The sequence below is a fragment of the Aeromonas sp. s5 genome, assembly GCF_040907865.1.
Classification (GTDB): Bacteria; Pseudomonadota; Gammaproteobacteria; order Enterobacterales; family Aeromonadaceae; genus Aeromonas; species Aeromonas dhakensis.
Window position 1 is genome coordinate 237627 of sequence record NZ_JBFOCO010000031.1, and the last position, 24003, is coordinate 261629.

General features: G+C 61.4%; 21 protein-coding genes and 4 tRNA genes. 17 read left to right on the plus strand and 8 right to left on the minus strand.

Annotated features, from left to right (window positions below):
* Positions 1–5: 5 nt before the first annotated feature.
* Positions 6–863, minus strand: coding sequence for a DMT family transporter (locus AB5Y94_RS18015; protein ID WP_362818004.1), 858 nt, complete (start codon positions 861–863; stop codon positions 6–8).
* A gap of 91 nt (positions 864–954) precedes the next feature.
* On the opposite strand from AB5Y94_RS18015, the gene AB5Y94_RS18020 reads away from it, so the two are divergent.
* Positions 955–1845 carry a LysR substrate-binding domain-containing protein gene (locus AB5Y94_RS18020; protein WP_017778342.1) on the plus strand — a complete coding sequence of 297 codons (891 nt, stop codon included), beginning with the start codon at positions 955–957 and terminating at the stop codon, positions 1843–1845.
* A 109-nt stretch (positions 1846–1954) separates the two neighbouring features.
* Here the strand turns inward: AB5Y94_RS18020 and znuB are convergent, their stop codons facing one another.
* Positions 1955–2734 carry a zinc ABC transporter permease subunit ZnuB gene (znuB, locus tag AB5Y94_RS18025; protein ID WP_017765340.1) on the minus strand — a complete coding sequence of 260 codons (780 nt, stop codon included), beginning with the start codon at positions 2732–2734 and terminating at the stop codon, positions 1955–1957.
* A gap of 21 nt (positions 2735–2755) precedes the next feature.
* Entirely contained in the window at positions 2756–3520 is a 765-nt protein-coding gene (gene znuC / locus AB5Y94_RS18030) for a zinc ABC transporter ATP-binding protein ZnuC (RefSeq protein ID WP_019838979.1), read from the minus strand.
* 94 nt (positions 3521–3614) lie between these two features.
* Between znuC and znuA the strand changes: the two genes are divergently transcribed.
* Complete coding sequence (znuA, locus tag AB5Y94_RS18035) at positions 3615–4529, plus strand: zinc ABC transporter substrate-binding protein ZnuA (protein ID WP_337077051.1); 915 nt, start codon at positions 3615–3617, stop codon at positions 4527–4529.
* Between the two features lie 84 nt (positions 4530–4613).
* A complete protein-coding gene (locus AB5Y94_RS18040) occupies positions 4614–5288 on the plus strand; it encodes a transglutaminase-like cysteine peptidase (protein WP_017788145.1) in 675 nt (224 codons plus the stop codon).
* Here the strand turns inward: AB5Y94_RS18040 and AB5Y94_RS18045 are convergent.
* The gene (locus AB5Y94_RS18045; RefSeq protein WP_368206262.1) at positions 5283–6224 is read right to left on the minus strand and encodes a TAXI family TRAP transporter solute-binding subunit; all 942 of its coding nucleotides are present in this window, start codon (positions 6222–6224) and stop codon (positions 5283–5285) included. The genes AB5Y94_RS18040 and AB5Y94_RS18045 overlap by 6 nt on opposite strands.
* Entirely contained in the window at positions 6224–7516 is a 1293-nt protein-coding gene (locus AB5Y94_RS18050; protein ID WP_005305206.1) for a LapD/MoxY N-terminal periplasmic domain-containing protein, read from the minus strand. Before AB5Y94_RS18050 ends, AB5Y94_RS18045 begins: the two co-directional genes overlap by 1 nt.
* 259 nt (positions 7517–7775) lie before the next feature.
* On the opposite strand from AB5Y94_RS18050, the gene mepM reads away from it, so the two are divergent.
* Entirely contained in the window at positions 7776–9113 is a 1338-nt protein-coding gene (mepM, locus tag AB5Y94_RS18055; RefSeq protein WP_005305203.1) for a murein DD-endopeptidase MepM, read from the plus strand.
* Positions 9114–9179: 66 nt separating this feature from the next.
* Here mepM and AB5Y94_RS18060 read toward each other — a convergent pair whose 3' ends face one another.
* Complete coding sequence (locus AB5Y94_RS18060) at positions 9180–10124, minus strand: D-2-hydroxyacid dehydrogenase (protein ID WP_017778336.1); 945 nt, start codon at positions 10122–10124, stop codon at positions 9180–9182.
* A gap of 162 nt (positions 10125–10286) precedes the next feature.
* Here AB5Y94_RS18060 and AB5Y94_RS18065 point away from each other — a divergent pair, with 162 nt between their 5' ends.
* A complete protein-coding gene (locus AB5Y94_RS18065) occupies positions 10287–10868 on the plus strand; it encodes a YjaG family protein (RefSeq protein WP_005305197.1) in 582 nt (193 codons plus the stop codon).
* 48 nt (positions 10869–10916) lie between these two features.
* Here the strand turns inward: AB5Y94_RS18065 and AB5Y94_RS18070 are convergent, their stop codons facing one another.
* Positions 10917–11396 carry a MarR family winged helix-turn-helix transcriptional regulator gene (locus tag AB5Y94_RS18070; protein ID WP_005305194.1) on the minus strand — a complete coding sequence of 160 codons (480 nt, stop codon included), beginning with the start codon at positions 11394–11396 and terminating at the stop codon, positions 10917–10919.
* Positions 11397–11560: 164 nt separating this feature from the next.
* On the opposite strand from AB5Y94_RS18070, the gene AB5Y94_RS18075 reads away from it, so the two are divergent.
* A complete protein-coding gene (locus tag AB5Y94_RS18075; protein ID WP_017765335.1) occupies positions 11561–12088 on the plus strand; it encodes a hypothetical protein in 528 nt (175 codons plus the stop codon).
* A 9-nt stretch (positions 12089–12097) separates the two neighbouring features.
* Entirely contained in the window at positions 12098–13696 is a 1599-nt protein-coding gene (locus AB5Y94_RS18080; RefSeq protein ID WP_010636079.1) for a BCCT family transporter, read from the plus strand.
* A 72-nt stretch (positions 13697–13768) separates the two neighbouring features.
* Here the strand turns inward: AB5Y94_RS18080 and mutS are convergent, their stop codons facing one another.
* Positions 13769–16351, minus strand: a complete 2583-nt coding sequence (gene mutS, locus AB5Y94_RS18085) for a DNA mismatch repair protein MutS (RefSeq protein WP_368206263.1) — start codon at positions 16349–16351, stop codon at positions 13769–13771.
* A gap of 216 nt (positions 16352–16567) precedes the next feature.
* Between mutS and pncC the strand changes: the two genes are divergently transcribed.
* The 10 genes from pncC (at position 16568) to AB5Y94_RS18135 (ending at position 23988) form a co-directional block, all read left to right on the plus strand.
* Complete coding sequence (pncC, locus tag AB5Y94_RS18090) at positions 16568–17059, plus strand: nicotinamide-nucleotide amidase (RefSeq protein ID WP_005305181.1); 492 nt, start codon at positions 16568–16570, stop codon at positions 17057–17059.
* Between the two features lie 79 nt (positions 17060–17138).
* Positions 17139–18203 (plus strand): recombinase RecA, encoded by a 1065-nt coding sequence (gene recA / locus AB5Y94_RS18095; RefSeq protein WP_024943310.1) that lies wholly within the window; start codon positions 17139–17141, stop codon positions 18201–18203.
* Positions 18204–18244: 41 nt separating this feature from the next.
* Entirely contained in the window at positions 18245–18754 is a 510-nt protein-coding gene (locus AB5Y94_RS18100; protein ID WP_024943311.1) for a regulatory protein RecX, read from the plus strand.
* A gap of 397 nt (positions 18755–19151) precedes the next feature.
* Positions 19152–21776 (plus strand): alanine--tRNA ligase, encoded by a 2625-nt coding sequence (gene alaS / locus AB5Y94_RS18105; RefSeq protein WP_017765330.1) that lies wholly within the window; start codon positions 19152–19154, stop codon positions 21774–21776.
* A 16-nt stretch (positions 21777–21792) separates the two neighbouring features.
* The gene (locus AB5Y94_RS18110; RefSeq protein WP_368206264.1) at positions 21793–23040 is read left to right on the plus strand and encodes an aspartate kinase; all 1248 of its coding nucleotides are present in this window, start codon (positions 21793–21795) and stop codon (positions 23038–23040) included.
* Between the two features lie 93 nt (positions 23041–23133).
* Positions 23134–23322 carry a carbon storage regulator CsrA gene (gene csrA, locus AB5Y94_RS18115; protein ID WP_005305164.1) on the plus strand — a complete coding sequence of 63 codons (189 nt, stop codon included), beginning with the start codon at positions 23134–23136 and terminating at the stop codon, positions 23320–23322.
* Between the two features lie 214 nt (positions 23323–23536).
* Positions 23537–23629, plus strand: a tRNA-Ser gene (locus AB5Y94_RS18120).
* Between the two features lie 3 nt (positions 23630–23632).
* Positions 23633–23709: transfer RNA gene (locus AB5Y94_RS18125), tRNA-Arg, on the plus strand.
* Between the two features lie 99 nt (positions 23710–23808).
* Positions 23809–23885, plus strand: a tRNA-Arg gene (locus AB5Y94_RS18130).
* 26 nt (positions 23886–23911) lie between these two features.
* Positions 23912–23988 (plus strand) — tRNA-Arg (locus AB5Y94_RS18135).
* Positions 23989–24003 lie beyond the last annotated feature (15 nt).

Here is a 24003-nt window from a genome sequence, read left to right on the forward strand (position 1 = left end):
GTTGGCTAGAGTGCCGGTTCGACCTGCGGTTTGGGCTTGCTGCGGGCCATGGCGATGAGCGGCAGTATGATGCACAGGCACCCCAGCAGCAGCGGCAGGCCCGGCTGCTCATCGAACAGCCATACCCCGATGGCGACCGCCATCAGCAGGCCGGTGTACTCCGCCGAGGCTATTTTGCTCGCCTCCGCCTTGCGATAGGCCACCACGCACAACCCCGCATAGACCATGATCAGCGCCGAAGAGCCGAAGGCGGGCCACCACATCTGCCACTGCCAGTCGCCCCCTTCCCACCAGGCCAGCGCCAGGATGAAGGGCATGCTCAGCACGTTGGTAAAGAACAGGGTCTGGGCGATGGGCTGCTGGAGTGGGATCCGCTTGATCAGCAGATTGTTGAGCGCCATGGAGAGCGCTACCCCGAGCGCGGCCAGCGCCGCCCAGTTCACCTCGGTGGGGCGCAGCACGATCAGCACCCCGACAAAGCCGATAAAGGCGGTCAGTACCTTCTGGCGCGAGATGGCTTCCCCCGCCAGCCACACCGCCAGCGGCACCATCATCAGAGGCGCCGCATAGAAGAGGGCGTTGGCGGTGGCCAGCGGCAGCCGGGTGAGGGCGATCACCATCAGGCAGACGCCGATGGCCCAGATATGGGCGCGCAGCAGGTGCCACTTGAGCGCCACCGGCGGGTTGCGACGCCATGACCAGAGCAGCCAGGGGGTCAGCAGGATGGCGGCGGAGAGCTGGCGGAAGAAGACAAACTGAAATACCGGCTGATCCGGCTCCAGCACCTTCACCAGCGCGTCGGAAAAGACTGCCACCATATTGCCCAGCACCAGATAAAGGATGCCGATCCCCACTGCATTCATGCTACCTCCTGCGTCAGATGAGGGAAGGGTAGCCCGCGCTTCGTTATCCAGTAAAATGATAAAAAATCACCATGCATGAGAATTTTGGATAATGAAGCTACCTCCCCTGCGCGCCGTTCAATACTTCGAAGTGGTTGCCCGCCTGCTCAGCTTTTCCCGCGCGGCCCTTGAGTTGAACGTCAGTCAGAGCGCGGTCAGCCATCAGATCCGCCTGCTGGAGGATTTTCTGGGGGAACGGCTGCTGCTGCGTCAGGGGCGGCTGCTGTCGCTGACGGCGCAGGGCGAGGTCTATTTCGAGGGGATCTCCGCCGGGCTCGGCCAGATTGCCCAGAGCAGCGAGCAACTGCGTGGCGGCGGCGAGATGCGGCTGCGGCTCGCGGTCTACAGCTCGTTTGCGGTGAAGTGGCTGATCCCGCGCCTGGCGGGGCTGCGCCAGCTCTATCCCGAGCTGGATCTCAGCCTGGAGATGGTGGCGGAGGATCCCGAACTCTCCGATCGAGTGGCGGACTGCTTCATCACCGTCTCGCCCCACGGTCGGGGCTATTGTCACGATCTCATCTACCGGGAGCGGCTCTTCCCGGTCTGCAGTCGCCGCTTGCTGCAGCAGGTGGAGGGGGAGTGGCCGGATGCCATCTGGCAACTGCCGCTGCTGTCGGTGCAGTCCATCTACAAGGCGCGGGGAGAGGATTGGCAACGTTGGGCCAAGGCCGGCGGACTGGTGATCCCGGCGGAGGCACGGATGCACCACTTCAGCCATGTGTTGCTGGCGATGGAGGCCGCGGCCTGGGATCAGGGGGTGGCATTCGTGAACGACTACATGCTGCGACCGGATGATCCCCAGCTGGTGGCCTTGCCGGTACACCAGCTGGAGACGGGGGATGCTTTCTACTTCACCTGCAAGCGCTCGCGGGCCCATGAGCCCGCCATCAGCCGGCTGCGCCAATGGCTGATGATGGAGACACGCCAGAGCATGCCTCTCTAGGCTCAGGCTTTCTTGAACTGGCTCAATACGAACAGGCTGGTGGCGCAGACCACCACCGACGGGCTGGGATGTGGAGTGACCTGATTACAAGGATCAGGCCACTTTAGGCTTAGGCTTTCTTGAACTGGCTTAATACGAACAGGCTGGTGGCGCAGACCACGACAGACGGGCCTGCCGGCGTGTCCTGGTACCAGGAGAGCAGCAGTCCGCCGAGTACGGCAAGGCAGCCGATGAGCGCGGCGAAGCCGGCCATCTGCTCCGGTGTCCGGCTGAAGCGGCGGGCGGTTGCCGCAGGGATGATCAACAAGGAGGTGATGATCAGCGCCCCGACGAACTTCATCGCCACCGCGATCACCAATCCGATCAGCAGCATCAGCACGCAGCGCAGCACATCGACCCTCACCCCTTCCACCCGGGCCAGCTCCTCCGAGATGGTCATGGAGAGCAGGGGATCCCACAGCCGCCACAGGGTGAGCAGCACCAGGGCGCCGCCGCCGTAGATCCAGAGCAAGTCCATCGGCTGCACCGAGAGCAGGTCACCGAACAGGTAGGCCATCAGATCCACCCGCACGTTGTCCATGAAGCTCAAGGTGACCAGACCGAGCGACAGGGCGCTGTGGGCCAGGATGCCGAGCAGGGTATCGGTGGCCACCTGCTGGTTGCGGCTCATGATCACCAGCAGCATGGCCATGGCGAGGCAGCAGACCACCACCGCCAGGGTGAGATCCACCTGCAGCAGGATGCCGAGCGCGATGCCGAACAGGCAGGCGTGGGAGAGGGTGTCGCCAAAATAGGCCATCTTGCGCCACACCACGAAACTGCCGAGGGGGCCGGCCAGCAGGGCGATGCCGAGGCCGGCCGCGAGGGCGTATAACAGAAAGCTGTCCACTTGATGATCCTGTCGGGTACGTTATTGATTGCGGGAGGGCAGGCGAATGACGGGGGCCTGCGGTTCATGATGATGGTGTTCGCCGTCGCAGTGGTGATGGTGGGTGTAGACCGCCAGCACCTCCTGCTCCGGTCGGCCGAACAGACGGGCAAACTCGGGGTGGCGGGCCACGCTCTCCGGTTCGCCGTGACAGCAGACGTGGCGATTGAGACAGATCACCTCGTGGGTGCTGGCCATCACCAGATGCAGATCGTGGGAGACCATCAGCACGGCGCAGTTGAACTCGGCGGCCAGCTGGCTGATGAGGGCGTAGAGCTCGATCTGGCCGTTGATGTCCACCCCTTGCACCGGTTCGTCCAGCACCAGCAGCTCGGGTTTGACCAGCAGGGCGCGGGCCAGCAGGACCCGCTGCATTTCGCCGCCGGAGAGCTTCTGCATCCGGTTGTCCAAGAGATCTTCCGCACCGACCCGGTTTAGTGCCTCCTCGATGGAGAGGCGGCCATTCTTGCCAAGCTGCAGGAAGCGACGCACCGTCAGCGGCAGGGTGGGATCCAGATAGAGGCGCTGGGGCACATAGCCGACCCGCAGGTCGCGGCTGCGGGTGATTTGGCCCGAATCCGGCGTGAGCAGGCCCAGTACCAGCTTGCTCAGGGTACTCTTGCCTGCCCCGTTGGGGCCGACTAGGGTAGTGATTTTGCCTTTGTTCAGGGTAAAGGAGACCTTGTCGAGCACGAGTCGTCCATCAAATGAAAGACAGACCTCTTTCAGCTCCACCAGTTGGGTCATGACAGCTCCGGGGTTTACAGCCTGTGAGAGTTATAATATAACAATAATGTTGGTTTGTTATATTATCACACACACACTTCCTGACGAGATCTCTATGCGAATTCTTGCCCTGATCACTGCCCTGCTGGCGGTGAGTCTGCCTGTCCGCGCCCTCGAGGTGCTGACCACCATCAAGCCGCTGGGTTTCATCGCCGCTGCCATCACCGACGGCGTGAGCGAGCCCAAGGTGTTGCTGCCGACCGGCGCTTCGCCCCACGATTTCTCCCTGCGCCCCTCCGATATTCGCAGCATCAACGAGGCCGATCTGGTGGTGTGGGTCGGCCCCGAGCTGGAAGGTTTCATGGCCAAGCCGCTGGCCAAACATCCCCATGTGCTGACCCTGACCCGGGTGGAAGGGATGCCGCTGTTTGATTACAGCAAGCAGGCCGGTCATGAAGAGCATGCCGACGAGGGGCATGAAGGTCATGATCACGACGGTCATGAGGGGCACCACCATGAGGGCGTCGACCCCCACATCTGGCTGGGGCCGACCCAGGCGCTGGTCATCGCCAAAGCCCTGAGCGAAACGCTGAGCGCCCAGGATCCGGCCAATGCCGAGCGTTATCGTGCCAATCTGCTGGCGTTCAAGGCCAAGGTGGAGGCCAAGGACAAGGTGATCGCCGAGCAGATGAAGGCGGTGAATCAGAAGGGCTACTTCGTGTTTCATGAAGCCTATGGCTACTGGGAGCGCCACTACGGCATGAGCTCCAAGGGCCACTTCACCGTGAGCCCGGAGCGACGCCCCGGCGCCAAGACCCTGGTGGAGATCCGCAAGGCGCTGGAAGAGAAAAAAGCGAGCTGCATCTATGCCGAGCCGCAGTTCTCGCCGGCGGTTATTGAGTCGGTCGCCCGCAATACCGGCGCCAAGGTGCTGTTGCTGGACGAAGTCGGTGAACAGGTGCAACTCGGTCCGGATGGCTATCCCCGCTTCATGCAGCAGCTGGCCGACGCCTTCGCCGAGTGCCGTTGACCGCGTCGCAGCACCCGCGTGCTCGCCACTGGGGCAGCCAGGGGCACTATACTGACCTCCAGCATCTGACAGGGAGTGTCTTGTATGAAATGGCTGCTCGTTCCCACCTGCACGTTGGCGCTCTGCTGTGCCAGCGTGCAGGCTTCCCGCCTCTCCGAATACATGGCCAGCCCTGCACTGCAGGCAAAATTGCAGGAGGTCTATGGCGGTCGAGCCCTCCAGCGGGCGGAGGCCTTCTCGCGCCTGCTGACGCCAAGGGCCGGCACCACGGATCAGCAGAAGATCGAGCTGGTGAACAACTACTTCAACAACCTGACCTACAGCGATGATCCCAGATTGTGGGGAGAAACGGATTACTGGGCCAACCCGCTGGAGTTTATCGGTGCCCGTGGTGGCGACTGCGAGGATTACAGCATCTCCAAGTACTACACCCTGATGGAGCTTGGGGTGGACGAGAAGAAGCTGCGGCTGGCTTACGTCAAGGCAGTCAAGTACAACCAGTTTCATATGGTGACGCTCTACTTCGCGACCCCCAAGTCGGATCCGATGGTGCTCGACAACATCAACAACCGGATCCTGCCCGGCAGCAAGCGGACCGATCTTATCCCCGTCTACAGTTTTGATGCCAAGAGCATCTGGATCATGAAGTCGCGCCGGGAAGGGACCCTGGCAGGCAGTGCCGACAGGCTGGCGCAGTGGACCTCGATGAAGACCCGCTTCTCCAGCGAGCAGTTGCGCTCCCCCCGCCGTCAGCTATAGCTTGCCCGCCGCTTTCAGCTCCTCGAAATATTTTGCCGCGCCCGGATGCTGTTCGATGCTCAGCACCGGGCCGGTTTTATTGCGCGCCTGGTGAAACAGGTTGGCGTAACCGTAGGTTTGCTCATTGAACTTGGTTTGCTGGGCCAGCATGGCCTTGGTCAGGCGGTACACATCGGCTTCCGGCGTGCTGGCGGTGGTCACCAGGGTAGCTGCGATGGCAAAGGTCGGCGTCGCCTTGAGGTTGCCCGGGTAGATGCGCGCAGGCACCTGGCTGCGCTGGTAATACTTGACCCCCTTGAGCAGCTGATCCCGGGTTGCCCCCTCGATCGGCAGGAAACGCACGGGGCAGCGTTTGGCGGTATCCAGCACGATGCGGTTGGGGTGACCCATCACCAGGCCATAGGCGTCGATCTGTTTGCTGCACAGGGACTCGGCCAGATTGGCCACGCTCTTGAGATCGAGATCCTGCTCCTTGGCGCCCAGCACGTTGAACAGGGCGAGCGCCGTCTGGCGGGTACCAGAACTCTTGAGCCCCATGTCGATGGGGGCCAGCTTGAGTTGCTCCAGGCTGGTGATGTCGCCGTCGGCCCTTACCACTATGGTAAAGGGCTCGGCGTGAGTGGCGAAGATGGCCCTGAGCTCTGGTTGCGGCTGATTGGCATACGGACCCAGGCCATTGCTGGCCTGGTAGAGCCAGTCCGACTGCACCAGCGCATAGCTTGTCTCGCCGCTTTTCAGTTGGCGCAGATTTTCGATGGAGCCCGAGGTCGCCTGCGGCTTGCACTGCAGTCCGGCATCGCTTTTGTTGGCGAGCCGGCAGAACTCTTTGGCGATCTGGTGATAGATCCCCTGTTCACCGCCGGTGGCTATGGTGGTGGGGTTGGCCAGCAGCGGCAGTGGCCACAGCAGGGCGAGCAACAATCCAGTCCTGTTCATCATGCCTCCTTGCCGGCGTAGCCATCGATGCCCCAGTTGCGCAGGGTGTCGATATCCTGAATGTCGCCGGCCTCCGCCAGCAGGGTGTAGCCCGCACTGTGCAGGCACTGGGCCACCAGGTTCCAATAGAGCGGAGCCTGGGTCGGTTGGCAGCTGATGAAAACGGGATTGATGGGGTCGAGCTGATTGAAGGTCTCGTTGGTCATCGGGATGGCGCTGAAGGCCATCTCCACCCCTTGTTCCTGCAAGGCGGCCAGCCGCTCCTGGGCAAGGGGTGGCACATGCTCCTGATCCCAGCGCCAGTCGAGGGTCTTGCCTCTGCCCTTGGCCAGCAGAGGTGCGAATTGTGCCCAGTCGGGGTGGCCGAGCAGGCTGAGCGGCAGTTGCAGCCCCTCGACTGCATGGTGCAGCCAAAGATCGAGCAGGTGCCGGATCTCGTCCGGTGAACTGTTCAGTGACGGGGTGACTTCCGGAATGAGGCGGCTGTAGAGACGAATGCTGCCCTGGGTCGAGAAGAAGTGTTGCTGCAACAGCCCCTCTCCTGCGCAGGTCAGAGTTTGCAGCGGCTCATTGACCATGGGGAGCTGTTTGCCGAGCTGGCTTATCTTGAGCCGTTGCTGCAGCAGATCCCGCTTGCGTTCGGACACCAGCTGGTTGACCGAGCCGGCCAGCTCCTTGAGATCCTGCAGCCAGGGAGCGTCCAGGGTGCCACTGAACTGGCGCTTGCGGATCTTCACCAATTGCAGATTGATCTGCTCGAGCGGGCGCAGCAGTCGTTTGCAGACCCAGGAGATCACCAGGGTGAACACCAGCAGACCTGCCAGCAGCGCCGTGCCGGTACGGCTGATCGCATTCCACAGATGCTGGTAGGCATAGCCCGTGTGCCCTTCCAGGGTGAGGGTGCCCAGCATGCGCCAGCCATCGGTCAGCTCCTGCTCAATTTTTACCGGCGGCATGTCGATAACAGAGGGGAGCCAGGTCGGCACGTTCTGTTGCGCGGTGTGGAAGACCTTCTGAAACAGCACCTGGCCATCCGGATCCAGCAGGGTGACCGCGCTGACGAAGCCTCCATCGAACATGGCGTTGACGATGGTCTCGGCCAGTACCTTGTCATCGTTGAGCAGGGTGCCTTGCAGCACCAGCCCGAGGGCGGTGATGGCGGTTTCCAGGTTGGCGGACATCTGATCGAGGATGGATTGCCGCACCGTGGTGACTTCCAGCATGAACAGCAGGACGGCGCCAATCAGGAACAAAATCAGGATGATTCGATTTAACAGTTTCGCTAACGACATATCCACTCCATGGAAAAGTTATCGCAACATGTTGAAACCTGGGGTCGGAGGTGAGCTGACCCGGCTCTTAAAAATAGGAAAAAATGGTTAAAAAAGACGATCATTTCTGCCCATGAAGGAATGTTATGCATAAAATGTGAGGTTCATGCAGATTGCTATGAACTAATTGTGAGTATTTAGGTCAAACAATCAGTTTTATACGGTTTCATAACAAACAGACTGACCACTAACACCCTTGGATCTAATGACAGGATAGCGGATGAAACGTCTCCGTCCCTTGGTAGCGCAGGCCGCCAATTGGGAACCCCCGGTTCCCCGCAAACACTTTTACGCCATGCTACTGCTGACGGCCATGACGCTGTCAGCGGTAGCCATATTGCCAGCCCCGGGTGACATCCTGGAGCGGCCGCTGCGACTGGAGTTGCCGATCGCCACCAATGGCACCGCAACCAACGAAGACAATACGGACTTCAACGACATCCCGGATCACGAGCTGGTAGAAGCCGCGACACCGGAAGATGACATCCCGGCTGACGCCACCCCCCAGTGGCAGGATTACCGGGTTCGCAATGGCGAGAATCTGACCACCATCTTCAACAACCTGGGTCTCTCCACCACCACCCTCTACAAGGTGCTGGATGCCGACACCAAGAACAATCTGGCACGGCTCAAGCCGGGCCAGACCATCGAGCTGTTGATCGATCAGGACAACATACTGCAGCAGATGAAGATCCGCCTGAACATCAAGCAGACCCTAGTGCTGGAGCGTACCGACGACACTTACAGCGCCAACATGCTCAATGAAGAGGTGGAGTGGCAGAAGAAGAGCTATGACGGCGTCATCAATGGCAGCTTCTACGTGAGTGCCCGCAATGCGGGGATCCCGGCCAACCATATCCAGAAAATTGCCAACCTGTTCCAGTGGCGGCTCAACTTCGCCAAGGATCTGAAAAAGGGTGACAAGTTCAAGGTGCTGGTGCGCCAGGAGACGGTCGAAGGCAAGAGCACAGGCAACACCCAGCTGCTCGGGGTGGAAGTGTTCAGTCAGGGTCAGAACGTCTCCGCCTGGTTGTCCGAAGATGGCAACTACTACGATGGGCAGGGCAACAGCCTGGAGCGCGGTTTCCGCCGTTACCCGACCCACAGCCGCTACCGGGTCAGCTCCAGCTTCAACCCGAATCGCCGTCACCCGATCACCGGCCAGGTGCGGCCTCACGAGGGCACCGACTTTGCCCTGCCGGTCGGCACCCCCGTGATGGCGACCGGTGACGGTGTCGTGCTAAAGGCGACCAGCCACCCGCTGGCCGGCACCTATGTGGTGATCAAGCACGGTCGTACCCTGATGACCCGTTACCTGCACCTGAGCAAGCTGCTGGTCAAACCGGGCCAGAAGGTGAAGATGGGTGACAAGATTGCCCTCTCCGGCAACACGGGTCGCTCCACCGGTGCTCACCTGCACTACGAGGTGCGGATCAACAATCGTCCGGTGGATGCCATGAAGGTCAAGCTGCCGATGGCGGAGCCGCTCTCCGGCAAGGAGAAGCGCCAGTTCCTCGCCAAGGTGAAGAGCTATCGCAAGGAGATGGAGGCCGGTTGATGCCTCTCTCGCCGAAACAAAAAGGCCCCGCCACTCTGGCGGGGCCTTTTTGTTGGCTGGCGACCATCAATAGCCCTTGTCGAAGTCGATCTTGCCGTCCAGCGGTTGGCCGTCGATGAAGCGGATGTAGTTGCGCACGAAGATCTGGGCCACGTCCTCGGGGAAGCTGTAGGCGCTGTTGTGCGGCGTGACGATGAGGTTGGGCTGGCCCCAGAGCGGGCTGTCGGCGGGCAGCGGCTCCTGCGCGAATACGTCCAGCACCGCCATCCCCAGCTTACCGGTGCGCAGTGCCGTGAGCAGATCCCCTTCGTGGATGGCGTTGCCGCGCCCCACGTTGAACAAGATGGCTCCCGGCTTGCAGTGCTCGAAACGGGCGGCGGTGAAGAGGTGATGGGTCTCGCGGGTGGCGGGCAGCACGCTGACGATGACGTCGGCCTGCGCCAGCATCTTGTTGAGGGCGGGCAGCTGATATACCTGGTCGAAACCAGCCCGTTCGCGACCACCGCGGCTGACGCCGAGCACCTTCATGCCGAAGTGCTTGCCGGTGTGGGCGATGTGCTGGCCTATGCTGCCGGTGCCCAGGATCAGCAAGGTGCGTCCCTTGAGACCGTGATAGGGGTGGCTCTGCCACAGCCGCTGCTTCTGCTGTTCCCTGTAGAGGGGGATCTGGCGCATCAGGCTGAGCAGATGACCGAACACGTACTCGCTCATCAGCGGGCCGAAGATGCCGCGCACATTGGTGAGCTGGTAGTCACGGCGGCAGCTGGCATCCAGCAGCACGTCGACCCCGGCGTAGGTGGATTGGAGCCAGCTGAGTTTGCCGGCCTTGGCCAGCAGCGGCTTGGCCCGCGCCGGTTCGGCCATCAGGATGTGGGCCTCGCCGATCACTTTCTCGGCGTCGCTCTGGTTGTCGGCTCTCAGAATGCGCAGATGAGGGAGGTGGGCCGCCTTGAGCAGGCGCTCGTAGTGAGCATTGTCCTGGCTGAGCAAAAGAAGGGTACGTTGACTCATACTCTTGTTCCTTATCAGATTTGCGGCGCGGGAGAGAGGCCGCTCTGCCTTCATCTTACCCGAGTTGACCGGCCAACATAGCCGACCAGGCCGCTTTTTCGTTTTCGCGCGGCCCCTCGTGGGCTACAATCTGCCCCACATTTTGCAAAGGATCCGACTCCAGTGTTTGGTGACAAGTTTTATAAGCGACTGGCCGAGCTACAGCCTTGGCAACAGACGGTCTACACCCTGGCGCTGGCAGAGCGCATGTACCCCAACTATGCGCTGTTTTCCCAGGCCTCCGGTTTCGGGGATGCGAAGGCATTTCGTCACGCCCTGGATCAGATGTGGAACTACCTGACGGTGAAAGGATCCCGGGTCAATCTGGGGGCGATTCTGGAAGCGTTCGAAGTCTACATTCCGGAACCCAGCAAGTTCGAATCCTACGGTGCCTATCCGGCGCTTGATGCCTGTGTCGCCTTGGGCTGCGCCTACAACTCGGTGATCTGCCGGGTGGGGGAAGAGGCCAACGACGCCAGCCATGCGTCGGTCGGTACGGTCGCCGGTTTCATCGAGATGCTGGAAGAGCGCGACCTCACCGACGAGGAGCTCTACGAGCACGAATACATGGAGGCCGAGCTGGAGTTCCAGGTCGAGCTGCTCAAGCGGGTGGCCCACGAGCGTGACAGCGACCGCATCCTGGCGGTGCGAGCCTTCGCCGCCCAGGACGGTGTCTCCAATATCGGCATCAGCCTGGAAGAGTGATCCCGCTCGCCTCGGCCCATAAAAAAAGCTCCCGTTCGGGAGCTTTTTTTATGCCCGCTCTTCGGTGAGGGGCCGGACGCTCAGCACCGGGGCTGCGTCTATCTCATCGGCATTCATCATGGTGGAGATACGCTGCAAAGAGGAGAGCAGCAGGGTCTGCTCCCAAGTCTCAAGTGCTTGAAAACGCTGAATGAAGCGCTCCTGCAGCGGGGTCGGCGCCTGGGCCAGCAGGGCACGACCTGCGTCAGTCAGTGTCGCATGCACCTTGCGCTTGTCGGTTTCGCTGCGGATGCGTTGCACCAGCTGGCGGCTCTCGAGGCGGTCCATGATGGTGGTGGCGGTGGCCTGGCTCATGTTGGTGTGATCCGCCAGCTGACGCATGGAGATCTGACCCAGCTCGTCGATCCCCTTGAGCAGCAAGAGCTGGGGCGAGGTCAGGCCTGCCTCCTTGATCAAGCGCTTGGAGTGCATGTCGATGGCACGAATGATCTGGCGCAGGGCGACCAGCACTTCATCATGTTTTTCCATGGGGTATGAAATCGTCGAGGGGTGATTGGGAGGCGCAAAATTCTCCGCCTAATTCGTCACAAGGTCAATATGGTTTTTACTGTAATCTTTTCTGCTCTAATTATTTTGTGTTAGGGTAATGAGCTTTCCCCCTATTTTCCCCTGCTGTTTCGAGGAGCAAGATGATGAGTGACGAACTGGACATCAAAGCGCTGGTGGCCGACCTTCGAGTGGTCAGAGTCCGCTATGAACTGCCTGATACCTCGGCTTTCGTGCGTTACCAGCCCGCCTATGACGAAGACCCCAACAACCTCAAGGTGCATCACTACGACGGTGAGTTGCCGCTCTCCTGCAGTGAGACTGGTTCTTTCAACCTAAAGGAATTGGTGAACGAATTGCGCTATGCCTATGTGCTGGTGCACCTCTTCCCGGACGAGAGCGCCATGAACTTCTACCTGACCGGCCTCGATACCGGGCTGGCCCAGCTGGAGTTCATCGGCGGCTCCTACGACTTCAACCGGCTCTGGATCACCAGCGGCATCTCCAACCTGGGCGTGCCCATGGCCATCTTCCTCGGCAAGCGCCACGCGGTGAACGGTCAGCCCTCCGTCAGCCTGGTGGACCACAGAGCGCAGACGGCCGGCAAGCTGGTCTACCGCGCCATCGGCGGCGCCGGTGATCACGTGGGTGAAGACTTTTTCAACAACGACTAAGGAGGCCAGATGAGAGCAAACAAAGGGCTGTTCAAAGGCCTCAACCCGACCATGGCCATGACGGCGCTCACCGTCATCACCCTGTTCCTGCTGTTCGGGATGTTCGTCCCCGAAACCGCCGCCACCTGGTTCGTGGGGGCCAAGGACAAGATCATCGCCGGGTTCAAGTGGTACTACATCCTGGTGGTCGCCCTGTTCCTGTTCTTCGCCATCTATCTGATGTTCAGCCGCTTCGGCAGCATCCGGCTGGGTGACGACGACCAGGTACCGGAATTCGGCTACTTCGCCTGGTTCGCCATGTTGTTCAGCGCCGGCATGGGGATAGGGCTGGTGTTCTGGAGCATCGCCGAGCCCATGTACCACCTGCAGGGCAACCCCTTCGTCACCGAAGGGATGACCCCGGAGGCGGCCCAGATCGCCATGCGTCTCACCTTCTTCCACTGGGGCCTGCACCCTTGGGCCATCTACGTGATCGTCGGCCTGTCGCTCGCCTTCTTCAGCTACCGGCGCAAGCTGCCGCTGGCCATCCGTTCCGTGCTCTATCCGCTGCTCGGCGATCGCATCTACGGCTTCTGGGGTCATGCCGCCGATGTGCTGGCGGTGTTTGGTACCGTGTTCGGGGTGGCGACCTCCCTTGGCCTGGGGGTCTCCCAGATGAATACCGGCCTCAACCAGATGTTCGGCATGGAAGTCTCGCAGGCGAACCAGCTCTGGCTCATCGGCGGCATCAGCCTGATCGCCACCCTGTCGGCGGTCTCCGGTGTCGGACGCGGGGTGAAGATCCTCTCCGAGCTCAATATCTGGCTGAGCGTGTTCGTGCTGGGCCTCTTCCTGGTACTGGGGCCGACCACCTACATCCTCAACGCTTATGTGCAGAACATCGGTGACTACCTGCAGAACATCGTCAAGCTGAGCTTCTGGACCAACACCGAGGCCAACGGCACTTCGGCCTGGCAGTCGAGCTGGACCGCCTTCTACTGGGGCTGGTGGATCGCGTGGGCGCCCTTTGTCGGCATGTTCATCGCCCGTATCTCCAAGGGGCGTACCATCCGCGAGTTCGTGCTCGGTGTCTTGCTGGTGCCCTCCCTGCTCGGCATGTTCTGGCTCACCGTGTTCGGCGGCACCGCCATGAATCTGGAGCTGTTCGGCAGTGGTGGCGTGGTGGCCGCGGTCAATCAGGATGTCACCCTGGCGCTCTACAAGACGGTGGAGCTGCTGCACTGGGAGACCTTCGGCTGGATCGCCAAGGGGGTGCTGACCCTGCTCATCTGCACCTACTTCATCACCTCCAGCGACTCGGGCACCCTGGTCATTACGACCCTGCTCTCCATCGGGGATCAGGATCCCCCCGTGCTGCACCGCGCCGTCTGGGGGCTGGGTCAGGGGCTGGTGGCCGCCATTTTGCTGGTCTCCGGCGGACTGGCCGCCCTGCAGGCCGCCAGCATCATAGCCGCGCTGCCCTTCTCGGTGATCATGCTGGCCATGTGCTACTCCCTGATGCTGGGCCTCAAGCAGGAGAGTCAGCACCAGTTCGAGTATCGCCAGAAGCTCAAGCGCCACGACGGCTCAACCCACATGAGCCTGATGGACAGGATAGGGCCGGCCTGACGACAGGCCGAACCATGAAAACGAAAAGGGGAACCTCACGGTTCCCCTTTTTATTGCTGTGTTGGTGACGGTTTACAGCATCTGCTTGAGGCGATAGAGCAGGTCAAGCGCCTGGCGCGGGGTCAGCTCGTCCGGGCGCACCGCTTCCAGCTCATCAACTACCGGATGGCTCTGGGACGGCAGGGCGACCGGGGCCGGGCGCACTTCGCCGGCGGCCACCGGGGTGGCGCTCTCCAGCTCGTGCAGCTTGTGACGGGCCTGCTGGATCACCGATTTGGGCACCCCGGCCAGCGCCGCTACCTGCAGGCCGTAGGAGCGGCTGGCCGCCCCCTCTTGTACCGCGTGCATGAAGGCGATGGTGTCACCGTGCTCCACTGCATCGAGGTGGACGTTGGCCAGCCCGCTCATCAGCTCCGGCAGCCGGGTCAGCTCGAAGTAGTGGGTGGCAAACAGGGTGTAGGCGCCAATCTTGCTCGCCAGCTGTTCTGCGCAGGCCCACGCCAGGGAGAGGCCGTCGTAGGTGCTGGTGCCGCGGCCAATCTCATCCATCAGCACCAGGCTGCGGGCGGTGGCGTTGTTGAGGATGTTGGCGGTCTCGGTCATCTCCACCATGAAGGTGGAGCGGCCGGAGGCCAGATCGTCCGACGCCCCGATGCGGGTGAAGATGCGGTCGATGGGGCCGATGCGGGCACTGTCGGCCGGCACGAAGGCGCCGATATGGGCCAGCAGCACGATCAGCGCGGTCTGGCGCATGTAGGTGGATTTACCGCCCATGTTGGGGCCGGTGATGATCAGCATCCGCCGCTCCCGCTCCAGCCGGATGGGGTTGGCGATAAAGGGGTCGGTCATCACTTGCTCCACCACCGGATGGCGGCCCGCTTCGATCAGGATCTGATCTTCGTCGATGAGTTGCGGGCAACGGTAGTCGAGGGTCTCGGCCCGCTCGGCCAGGTTGGCCAGCACGTCCAGCTCCGCCAGGGCGGCAGCGGATTCCTGCAGATCGCCAAGGTGCGGCAGCAGGGCATCGAGCAGCTCCTCGTAGAGGCGTTTCTCCAGCGCCAGCGCCTGGGCCTGGGCGGTGAGTACCTTGTCCTCGTACTTCTTGAGCTCATCGATGATGTAGCGTTCGTTGTTTTTCAGCGTCTGGCGACGGATGTAGTGGGCCGGCACCAAATGGCTGTTGGCGCGGCTCACCTCGATATAGAAGCCGTGCACCTTGTTGTAGCCCACCTTGAGGGTGTTGATGCCTGTCAGCAGCCGCTCGCGCTCCTCGATGCGGGCCAGGCTGGCGGTGGCGCCGTTGGCCAGATCCCGCAGCTCGTCCAGCTCGATGTTGAACCCTTCGCGGATCACGCCGCCGTCGCGAATGAGCACCGGCGGTACCTCCATCACGGCGCGCTCCAGCAGGTCGAACAGCTCGGGGAAGGTGCTGGCCCGCTCGCGCAGCTGCTGCACCGCCTCGTGCTCGCTGCCCGCAAGCAAGCGCTGCAGTTCCGGCAGTTGGGCAAAGGCCTGGCGCAAACGGGTGAGGTCGCGCGGACGGGCCGAGCGCAGGGCCAGGCGCGCCAGCACCCGCTCCACGTCGCCGACCTGGCGCAGCAAACCGCCCAGCTCGTCGTAGAGGTTCTGCTCGATGAGCTCCTTGATGGTGCTCTGACGGCCTTTGAGGATCACCCGGTCGCGGATCGGCTGGTGGATCCAGCGCTTGAGCAGCCGGCTCCCCATGGGGGTGGCGGTGCAGTCCAGTACGGCGGAGAGGGTGTTGTCATGGCCGCCGGCCAGATTCTGGGTCAGCTCCAGATTGCGGCGGGTGGCGGCATCCATGATGACCGCATGATCGGGCTGCTCGAGGCGCACGCTGCGAATATGGGGCAGGGCGGTGCGCTGGGTGTCTTTCACGTACTGCATCAGGCAGCCGGCAGCGCACAGGGCGGTCTCGCTCTGCTCGACCCCAAAGCCCACCAGATCCTGGGTGCCGAACTGCTGGCATAAGAGCTTGCGGGCGGTACCCAGCTCGAATTCCCACTCCGGGCGGCGGCGCAGACCGCGGCGACCTTCAACGTGATGCAGGAAGGCGAAGGATTCGGGGTAGAGCAGCTCGGCCGGGTTGGTGCGCTGCAGCTCGGCCAGCAGCGTCTCTTCTTTCTCGAACTGGTTGATGAAGAAGCGGCCGGAGCCTATGTCCATGGTGCCATAGCCGAAGCGGCGTCCATCGTGGTAGACGGCTGCGATCAGGTTGTCCTGCCGCTCGCTGAGCAGCGCCTCGTCGGAGACGGTGCCCGGGGTGATGATGCGAATGACCTTGCGCTCCACCGGTCCCTTGCTGGTGGCGGGATCCCCCACCTGTTCACAGATGGCGGCCGATTCGCCGAGTTGCACCAGCTTGGCGAGATACCCTTCGATGGCATGATAGGGCACGCCGGCCATCGGAATGGGGCTGCCGGCCGACTGGCCACGCTTGGTCAGGGAGATGTCGAGCAGTTGGGAGGCCTTGCGAGCATCGTCGTAGAACAGTTCGTAGAAGTCGCCCATCCGGTAGAACAGCAGGATCTCCGGGTTCTCGGCCTTGAGGGTCAGATACTGCTGCATCATGGGCGTGTGGGCGCTGAGGTTGGCGCCTGGCGTGGCGCCGGTGGCTTGGTGTTGTGCGGTCATGTGCTATTCCAGAAGGGGCCTCTGCGGGCCTGTGTCTGCGGTGATGAGCCTTGAGCTTGATGGCGCCATTCTACACATAAGCGGCGTGGCGGGGGAGGTCGGGGATCACGACCCTCCGTGTAGGCAGAGGCATCAGCCTGGTGAGCGGCGTTCAGTTGCGGCAGGCGGCGGCGGGATCGCATAATGTGCCTCTTGCACGCATCAGAGGGAGTCGCGATGAAACTGGACGCAGAGATAGAGCACCTCGCCATCGAGCTGGGGCGGGCCCTTGGCCAGCGAGGCTGGCTGGTGGCCACCGCCGAATCCTGTACCGGCGGCGGAGTGGCCACGGCTATCACCGACATCGCGGGCAGCTCAGGCTGGTTCGATCGTGGCTTTGTCACCTACACCAACGAGGCCAAGCAGCAGATGCTGGGGGTGAGCGACGAGAGCCTGGAGCAGCACGGAGCGGTGAGCGAGGCGGTGGTGCTGGAGATGGCCCGCGGCGCGTTGGCCCACTCGTCGGCTTCCATCAGTGTCGCCATCAGCGGCATCGCCGGCCCCGGCGGCGCCACCGAGGGCAAACCGGTCGGGACCGTCTGGTTTGCCTGGGCCGACTGCAACGGCCGCCACCACTCCCTGCTGGCCCGTTTCGACGGGGATCGCCGGCAGGTGCGTCAGCAGGCGGTGAGACAGGCCTTGTCGGGTCTGTTGGCCCTGCTCAGATAAATTGGGCTTGATACTGTATGAATAGACAGTATACTTAGCCCAACTTCATTTTTACTCACGATTTCCAGCGGAGATTGGCATGGATCAGAACAAACAGAAGGCACTGGCGGCTGCGCTGGGTCAGATTGAAAAGCAGTTCGGCAAAGGTTCCATCATGCGTCTGGGCGACAGCAAGACCATGGATATCGAAGCCATCTCCACCGGCTCCCTCTCTCTGGACGTGGCGCTGGGGATCGGTGGTCTGCCGTGCGGTCGTATCGTCGAGATCTACGGCCCGGAATCGTCCGGTAAAACCACGCTGACCCTGCAGGTGATCGCCGAAGCCCAGAAGAAGGGCAAGACCTGTGCCTTCGTCGATGCGGAGCACGCACTCGACCCCATCTATGCTGCCAAGCTGGGCGTCAACGTTGACGACCTGCTCATCTCCCAGCCGGACACCGGTGAACAGGCGCTGGAGATCTGCGACATGCTGGTGCGCTCCAATGCAGTTGACGTCATCATCGTCGACTCCGTGGCGGCCCTGACCCCGAAAGCGGAAATCGAAGGCGAGATGGGTGACTCCCACGTCGGCCTGCAGGCTCGTCTGATGTCCCAGGCGCTGCGCAAGCTGACCGCCAACATCAAGAACGCCAACTGTCTGTGCATCTTCATCAACCAGATCCGGATGAAGATCGGCGTCATGTTCGGCAGCCCGGAGACCACTACCGGTGGTAACGCGCTCAAGTTCTACGCCTCCGTACGTCTGGATATCCGTCGTACCGGCGCCATCAAGGAAGGTGACGAAGTGGTCGGTAACGAGACCCGCGTCAAGGTAGTGAAGAACAAGGTGGCCCCTCCCTTCAAGCAGGCCGAATTCCAGATCTTCTACGGTGCCGGCATCTCCAAAGAGGGCGAGCTGGTGGATCTGGGCGTCAAGCACAAGCTGATCGACAAGGCCGGTGCCTGGTACAGCTACAACGGCGAGAAGATCGGTCAGGGCAAGGCCAACGTCATGAAGCTGTTCGCCGAGAACAAGGCGCTGGCTGGCGAAGTGGAAGCCAAACTGCGCGAGTTGCTGCTCTCCGGTGCCACGCCGGTGGAGGAAAAGCCCTCCGCTGCCGAGTACGACGAGTTTGAAGCCGAAAACGAACAAGAGTTCGAATAAGAGCGAAAGGAAGGCCGGGTTGATACCCGGCCTTGTCATTTATGGTTGATGAATCTGTTACCGAACCGGTCGAGCCCGCCGAACCGAGCTTTGCAGAGCAGCTGGCGGCCGCCCGTGCCTACGCCATGCGCAGCCTGGCCCGTCGCGAGAGTGCCGAGTCGGAGCTGGCCAGACGCCTGCGCCAGCAGGGCTATCAGGAAGAGGTGATCGAGGCGGTGCTCGACTACTGCCGCGGTTACAACTGGGTCAATGACGAGCGCTATGGTGCCATGGCGGTGCGGGCGGGCGCCGCCAAGGGGCATGGCCCGCTCAAGATCCGTTTCGAGCTGCGCCGCAAGGGGTTGGACGATGGCCAGATCGATGCCGCTTTCGAGCAACCCGAGCTGGACTGGTTCGAACTCGCCCTCGAGCTGTTGGAACGACGGGCCAACCTAGCCGACCTGGCCGACTTCAAGCTGCGGATGAAGTGGCTCAAGTATCTGCTGGGGCGCGGCTTTAGCCAGGATCAGGCCCGTTACGCCATCTCTGCCCTGCAGGAGCGGGAGGAGTAGAACGGCGATGTTTGTGCTGGGATCTTGAGATGACTCGAGAGACGAGAGCCCCATCGCCGTACACCCGCTCTCTTCATTTCCGGTTTGCCGGCGCCTGGTCGCCGGCTTACACCTGCCGGCCAGGCCATTATGACGCCTGTGTCAGATTTTCCCTGCCTGTTCATAGGCTTGTCAGCTCAGATTGACGAAAGCCGGGTTCTCCCCGTCTTGACCCTCTTTTCATGCCGCTTTTTCTCCTGTTGATGGTGAAAAAAGCCGCGGTTGGCCGCGGGGCGCTTTCCCGGCCCGTTTATGTGCGCTTTTTCGCCCGTGGCGGCCCTGTCCGTTTTACTTTACCCCGCAGAAAACTTACATTAATGCGGTTAAAAGTCCGTATTCGAATCAAGCAGGATTTTCCATGTATATGTCCACGTCTGAGATACGCGCTGCGTTTCTCGAGTATTTCCGTTCCCAGGGGCACCAGGTTGTCTCCTCCAGCTCGCTGGTACCGCATAACGACCCGACCCTGTTGTTTACCAACGCGGGTATGAACCAGTTCAAGGACGTGTTCCTTGGCGCAGACAAGCGTGCCTACAACCGCGCGACGACCTCCCAGCGTTGCGTGCGTGCCGGTGGTAAGCACAACGATCTGGAAAACGTCGGCTATACCGCTCGTCACCACACCTTCTTCGAGATGCTGGGCAACTTCAGCTTCGGCGACTACTTCAAGCAGGATGCCATCAAGTTTGCATGGGGCTTCCTGACCGAGGTGCTGCAACTGCCGAAAGAGCGCCTGCTGGTGACCGTCTACGCGACTGATGATGAAGCCTTCGACATCTGGGAAAAAGAAGTCGGTGTACCGGCCGATCGCATCGTGCGCATCGGTGACAACAAGGGCGCCCCGTACGCCTCCGACAATTTCTGGGCCATGGGCGATACCGGTCCGTGCGGTCCCTGCACCGAGATCTTCTACGATCACGGCGATCACATCTGGGGTGGCCGTCCCGGTTCACCGGAAGAGGATGGCGACCGTTTCATCGAGATCTGGAACGTGGTGTTCATGCAGTTCAACCGTCAGGCTGACGGTACCATGGAGCCGCTGCCGCGTCCGTCCGTGGATACCGGCATGGGTCTGGAGCGTATCTCCGCCATCATGCAGGGGGTGCACTCCAACTACGAAATCGACATCTTCCAGGCGCTAATCAAGAAAGCGGCCGAGATTGTCGGTACCACCGATCTGAGCAACCAGTCCCTGCGCGTCATCGCCGACCACATCCGCTCCTGCGCCTTCCTGGTGGCTGACGGCGTCATGCCCTCCAACGAAGGTCGCGGCTACGTGCTGCGCCGCATCATCCGCCGCGCCGTGCGTCACGGTCGCAAGCTGGGCGCCACCGATGTCTTCTTCTACAAGCTGGCCGCCGAGCTGGCGGTGCAGATGAAGGATGTCGCTGCCGAGCTGATCGCCCAACTGCCGCTGGTGGAGCGCGTGCTGCGCATCGAAGAGGAGCAGTTCGTCCGCACCCTGGACCGCGGTCTGCTGCTGCTGGAAGACGCTCTGGCCAATCTCGGCGATGCCAAGGTCATTCCGGGCGAAGTGGTGTTCAAGCTGTATGACACCTATGGCTTCCCGGCCGACCTGACTGCCGACGTGGTGCGCGAGCGCGAGATCGGCATCGACGAAGAGGGCTTCAAGGCCGAGATGGAGAAGCAGCGTGCTCGTGCCAAGGAAGCATCCAGCTTCGGCGTGAACTACAACGAGATGCTCAAGCTCGACTTCGAGACCCCCTTCACCGGTTACAAGACCCTGACCGAGCGCACCCGTGTGGTCGGCATCTACAAGGGCGTGGACGAGGTGAGCGGTCTCATCGCCGGTGACGAAGCTGTCATCGTGCTGGAGCAGACCCCCTTCTACGCCGAGTCCGGCGGCCAGATCGGCGACAGCGGCACCCTGAAAGTGGACGACGGCATCTTTGCCGTGACCGATACCGTCAAAGCGGGCAAGGCGATCATCCACAAGGGCTACATGGAGCTGGGCACCCTGGAGAAAGGGGCCGAGGTCGAGGCCGTGGTCGATGGCGACCGTCGTCAGGCCATCGCCCTGAACCACTCGGTGACTCACCTGCTGCACGCGGCCCTGCGTCAGGCACTGGGCGAGCACGTGACCCAGAAAGGCTCTCTGGTGGGGGCCGAGCGCATGCGCTTTGACTTCTCCCACTTCGAGGGGATGACCATGGCGACCATTCGCCGGGTCGAGGAGCTGGTCAACAACCAGATCCGCGCCAACCACGAAATCATCACCCAGCTGATGGGCCTGGAAGAGGCCAAGTCGGCCGGCGCCATGGCGCTGTTCGGTGAAAAATACGAAGACGACGTGCGCGTGGTGCGCATGGGCGACTACTCCACCGAGCTGTGCGGCGGTACCCACGCCAAGCGCACCGGCGACATCGGCTTCTTCAAGATCATCGCCGAGAGCGGCATCGCCGCCGGCGTGCGCCGCATCGAAGCGGTAACCGGCAAGGCCGCCATCGACTTCATGCATCAGGTCGGCGAGCAGATCGAAGAGGCTGCCGCGCTGGTGAAGGGCGATCAGTTCAGCATCGCTGACAAGGTTCGCCAGGTGCTGGACAAGGCCAAGATGATGGAACGCGAGCTGGAGCAGCTCAAGGCCAAGCTGGCCGCCCAGGCCGGTAACGACCTGCTGGGTCAGGTCATCGAGATCAAGGGTCAGAAGGTGCTTGTTGCAGCGCTGGAAGGAGCCGATCCGAAATCCCTGCGCGGCATGCTGGACGAACTGAAGAACCAGATGAAGTCTGGCGTGGTGCTGCTGGCCACCAGCGGCGAGGGCAAGGTCAACCTGATCGCAGGCGTCACCAACGACCTGACTGGCAAGGTGAAGGCCGGTGAGCTGGTCAATCTGGTGGCCCAGCAGGTGGGTGGCAAGGGCGGTGGTCGTCCCGACATGGCCCAGGCGGGTGGTACCCAGCCTGAGGCAGTGCCGGCGGCTCTGCAATCCGTACACTCCTGGCTGGAAGAGCGCCTGTAATCGGGCGAGGTGATCTGTGGCACTCTATGTACAGAAGTACGGCGGCACCTCGGTCGGCACGCTGGAGCGGATCGAGGCGGTAGCTGAGCGGGTCGAACAGACCCGCGCCCAGGGACATGACGTGGTGGTGGTGGTCTCCGCCATGTCGGGCGAAACCAACCGGTTGCTGGGCATGGCCCAGCAGCTGGATCCTGATGCCAACCGGCGCGAGATGGATGTGCTGGTCTCCACCGGTGAACAGGTCACCATAGCGCTGCTGGCCATCGCGTTGAACAAACGCAGTTGCCCCGCGGTCTCGATGACCGGTGATCAGGTTCGCATTCACACGGATTCCGCCTATGGCAAGGCGCGCATCACCCACATCGACACCGACCGGGTTCAGGCTGAACTGGGCGCGGGCAAGGTGGTGGTGATCGCGGGCTTCCAGGGTCGTGACGAGCACAATGCCATCACCACCCTGGGGCGCGGTGGCTCCGACACCACGGCGGTCGCCGTGGCGGCGGCCATCAAGGCCGATGAGTGCCAGATCTTTACCGATGTGGACGGGGTCTATACCACGGATCCGCGCATCGAACCCAAGGCGCGTCGTCTCGACACCATCACCTTCGAGGAGATGCTGGAGATGGCCAGCCTGGGCGCCAAGGTGCTGCAGATCCGTTCGGTGGAGTTCGCGGGCAAGTACCGCGTGCCGCTGCGGGTGCTGTCGAGCTTTGTCGAGGGAGAGGGAACGTTAATCACATATGGAGGTGAGAGGATGGAAGCTCCCCTGGTATCCGGGATAGCGTTCAATCGCAACGAAGCCAGCCTGACCATTCTGGGTGTGCCGGACCGGCCCACCGTGGCAGCGCAGATCCTGAATCCGATCAGCGACGCCAACATTGATGTCGACATGATAGTGCAGAACACGCTGGGCGATGGCACCGCCGATTTCACCTTCACGGTGAATCGCGATGACTATCGCCGGGCGCGCGCCCTGCTGGAGGAGACCGCCAGCGAGCTGGGGGCCGCCTGCGTGCAGGGCAACGGTGAGATCGCCAAGGTTTCCATCGTCGGAGTCGGGATGTGGAACCATCCTGGCGTCGCCCGCACCATGTTCAAGGTATTGGGCGAGGAGGGGATCAACATGCAGTTGATTTCCACCTCTGAAATCAAGATATCCGTGGTGATTGACGAGAAGTACCTGGAGCTGGCAGTGCGTGCCTTGCACTCCGCTTTTGGGCTGGATCAGGAGCCTCATGAGCAGCCCTTGGGAAACAATCCCTGATTGATTTAGTTTCAACCATTTACCATATCGGTATCTTTGTAAGATAATGTCGCATATCGATATAAATACAAAACAGGATACAGGAGCAAGCGAATGCTTATTTTGACTCGTCGTGTAGGGGAAACCCTGATGATTGGTGACGAAGTGACTGTCACCGTGCTGGGCGTGAAAGGCAACCAGGTTCGTATCGGCGTGAACGCACCGAAAGAAGTTTCCGTGCACCGCGAAGAGATCTATCAGCGCATCCAGGCCGAGAAAGTACCGGGTCAATCCGGCTTCTAAGCGGCATCAATGGCTGTGACAAGGCGACACCTCATGTGTCGCCTTTTGTTTTTTCGGAGCGCTGAAAATGGCGCCGCAGGGGGCGAAAGAGCGGGATAAGTGTCGATATTGCTTGAATATTCCACGCTTTGGCCAAATACCGAGCGAACGCACTTTTTTCTCCAAAAAAGTGTTTGACTAAAAATCCCTGTGAAGTATTATCAGCCCCGCAAACGGAGAGGTGGCCGAGAGGCTGAAGGCGCTCCCCTGCTAAGGGAGTATGCGGCTTATACCCGCATCGGGGGTTCGAATCCCCCCTTCTCCGCCATTTGCGCCCGTAGCTCAGCTGGATAGAGTACCTGGCTACGAACCAGGTGGTCAGAGGTTCGAATCCTCTCGGGCGCACCATATTAGACTCACGATGAGTCATGTACTGGCAATCAGCAAGCCGGTACAACTGAAAAAGGCTTACTGTTGAGTAAGCTTTTTTTATCGCTTTAAATCAGGGCGCCCGTAGCTCAGCTGGATAGAGTACCTGGCTACGAACCAGGTGGTCAGAGGTTCGAATCCTCTCGGGCGCACCATTTAAAGCAAAATCAAAAGTTTATGAGCGCCCGTAGCTCAGCTGGATAGAGTACCTGGCTACGAACCAGGTGGTCAGAGGTTCGAATCCTCTCGGGCGCACCATTTTGAAAGCAGTAC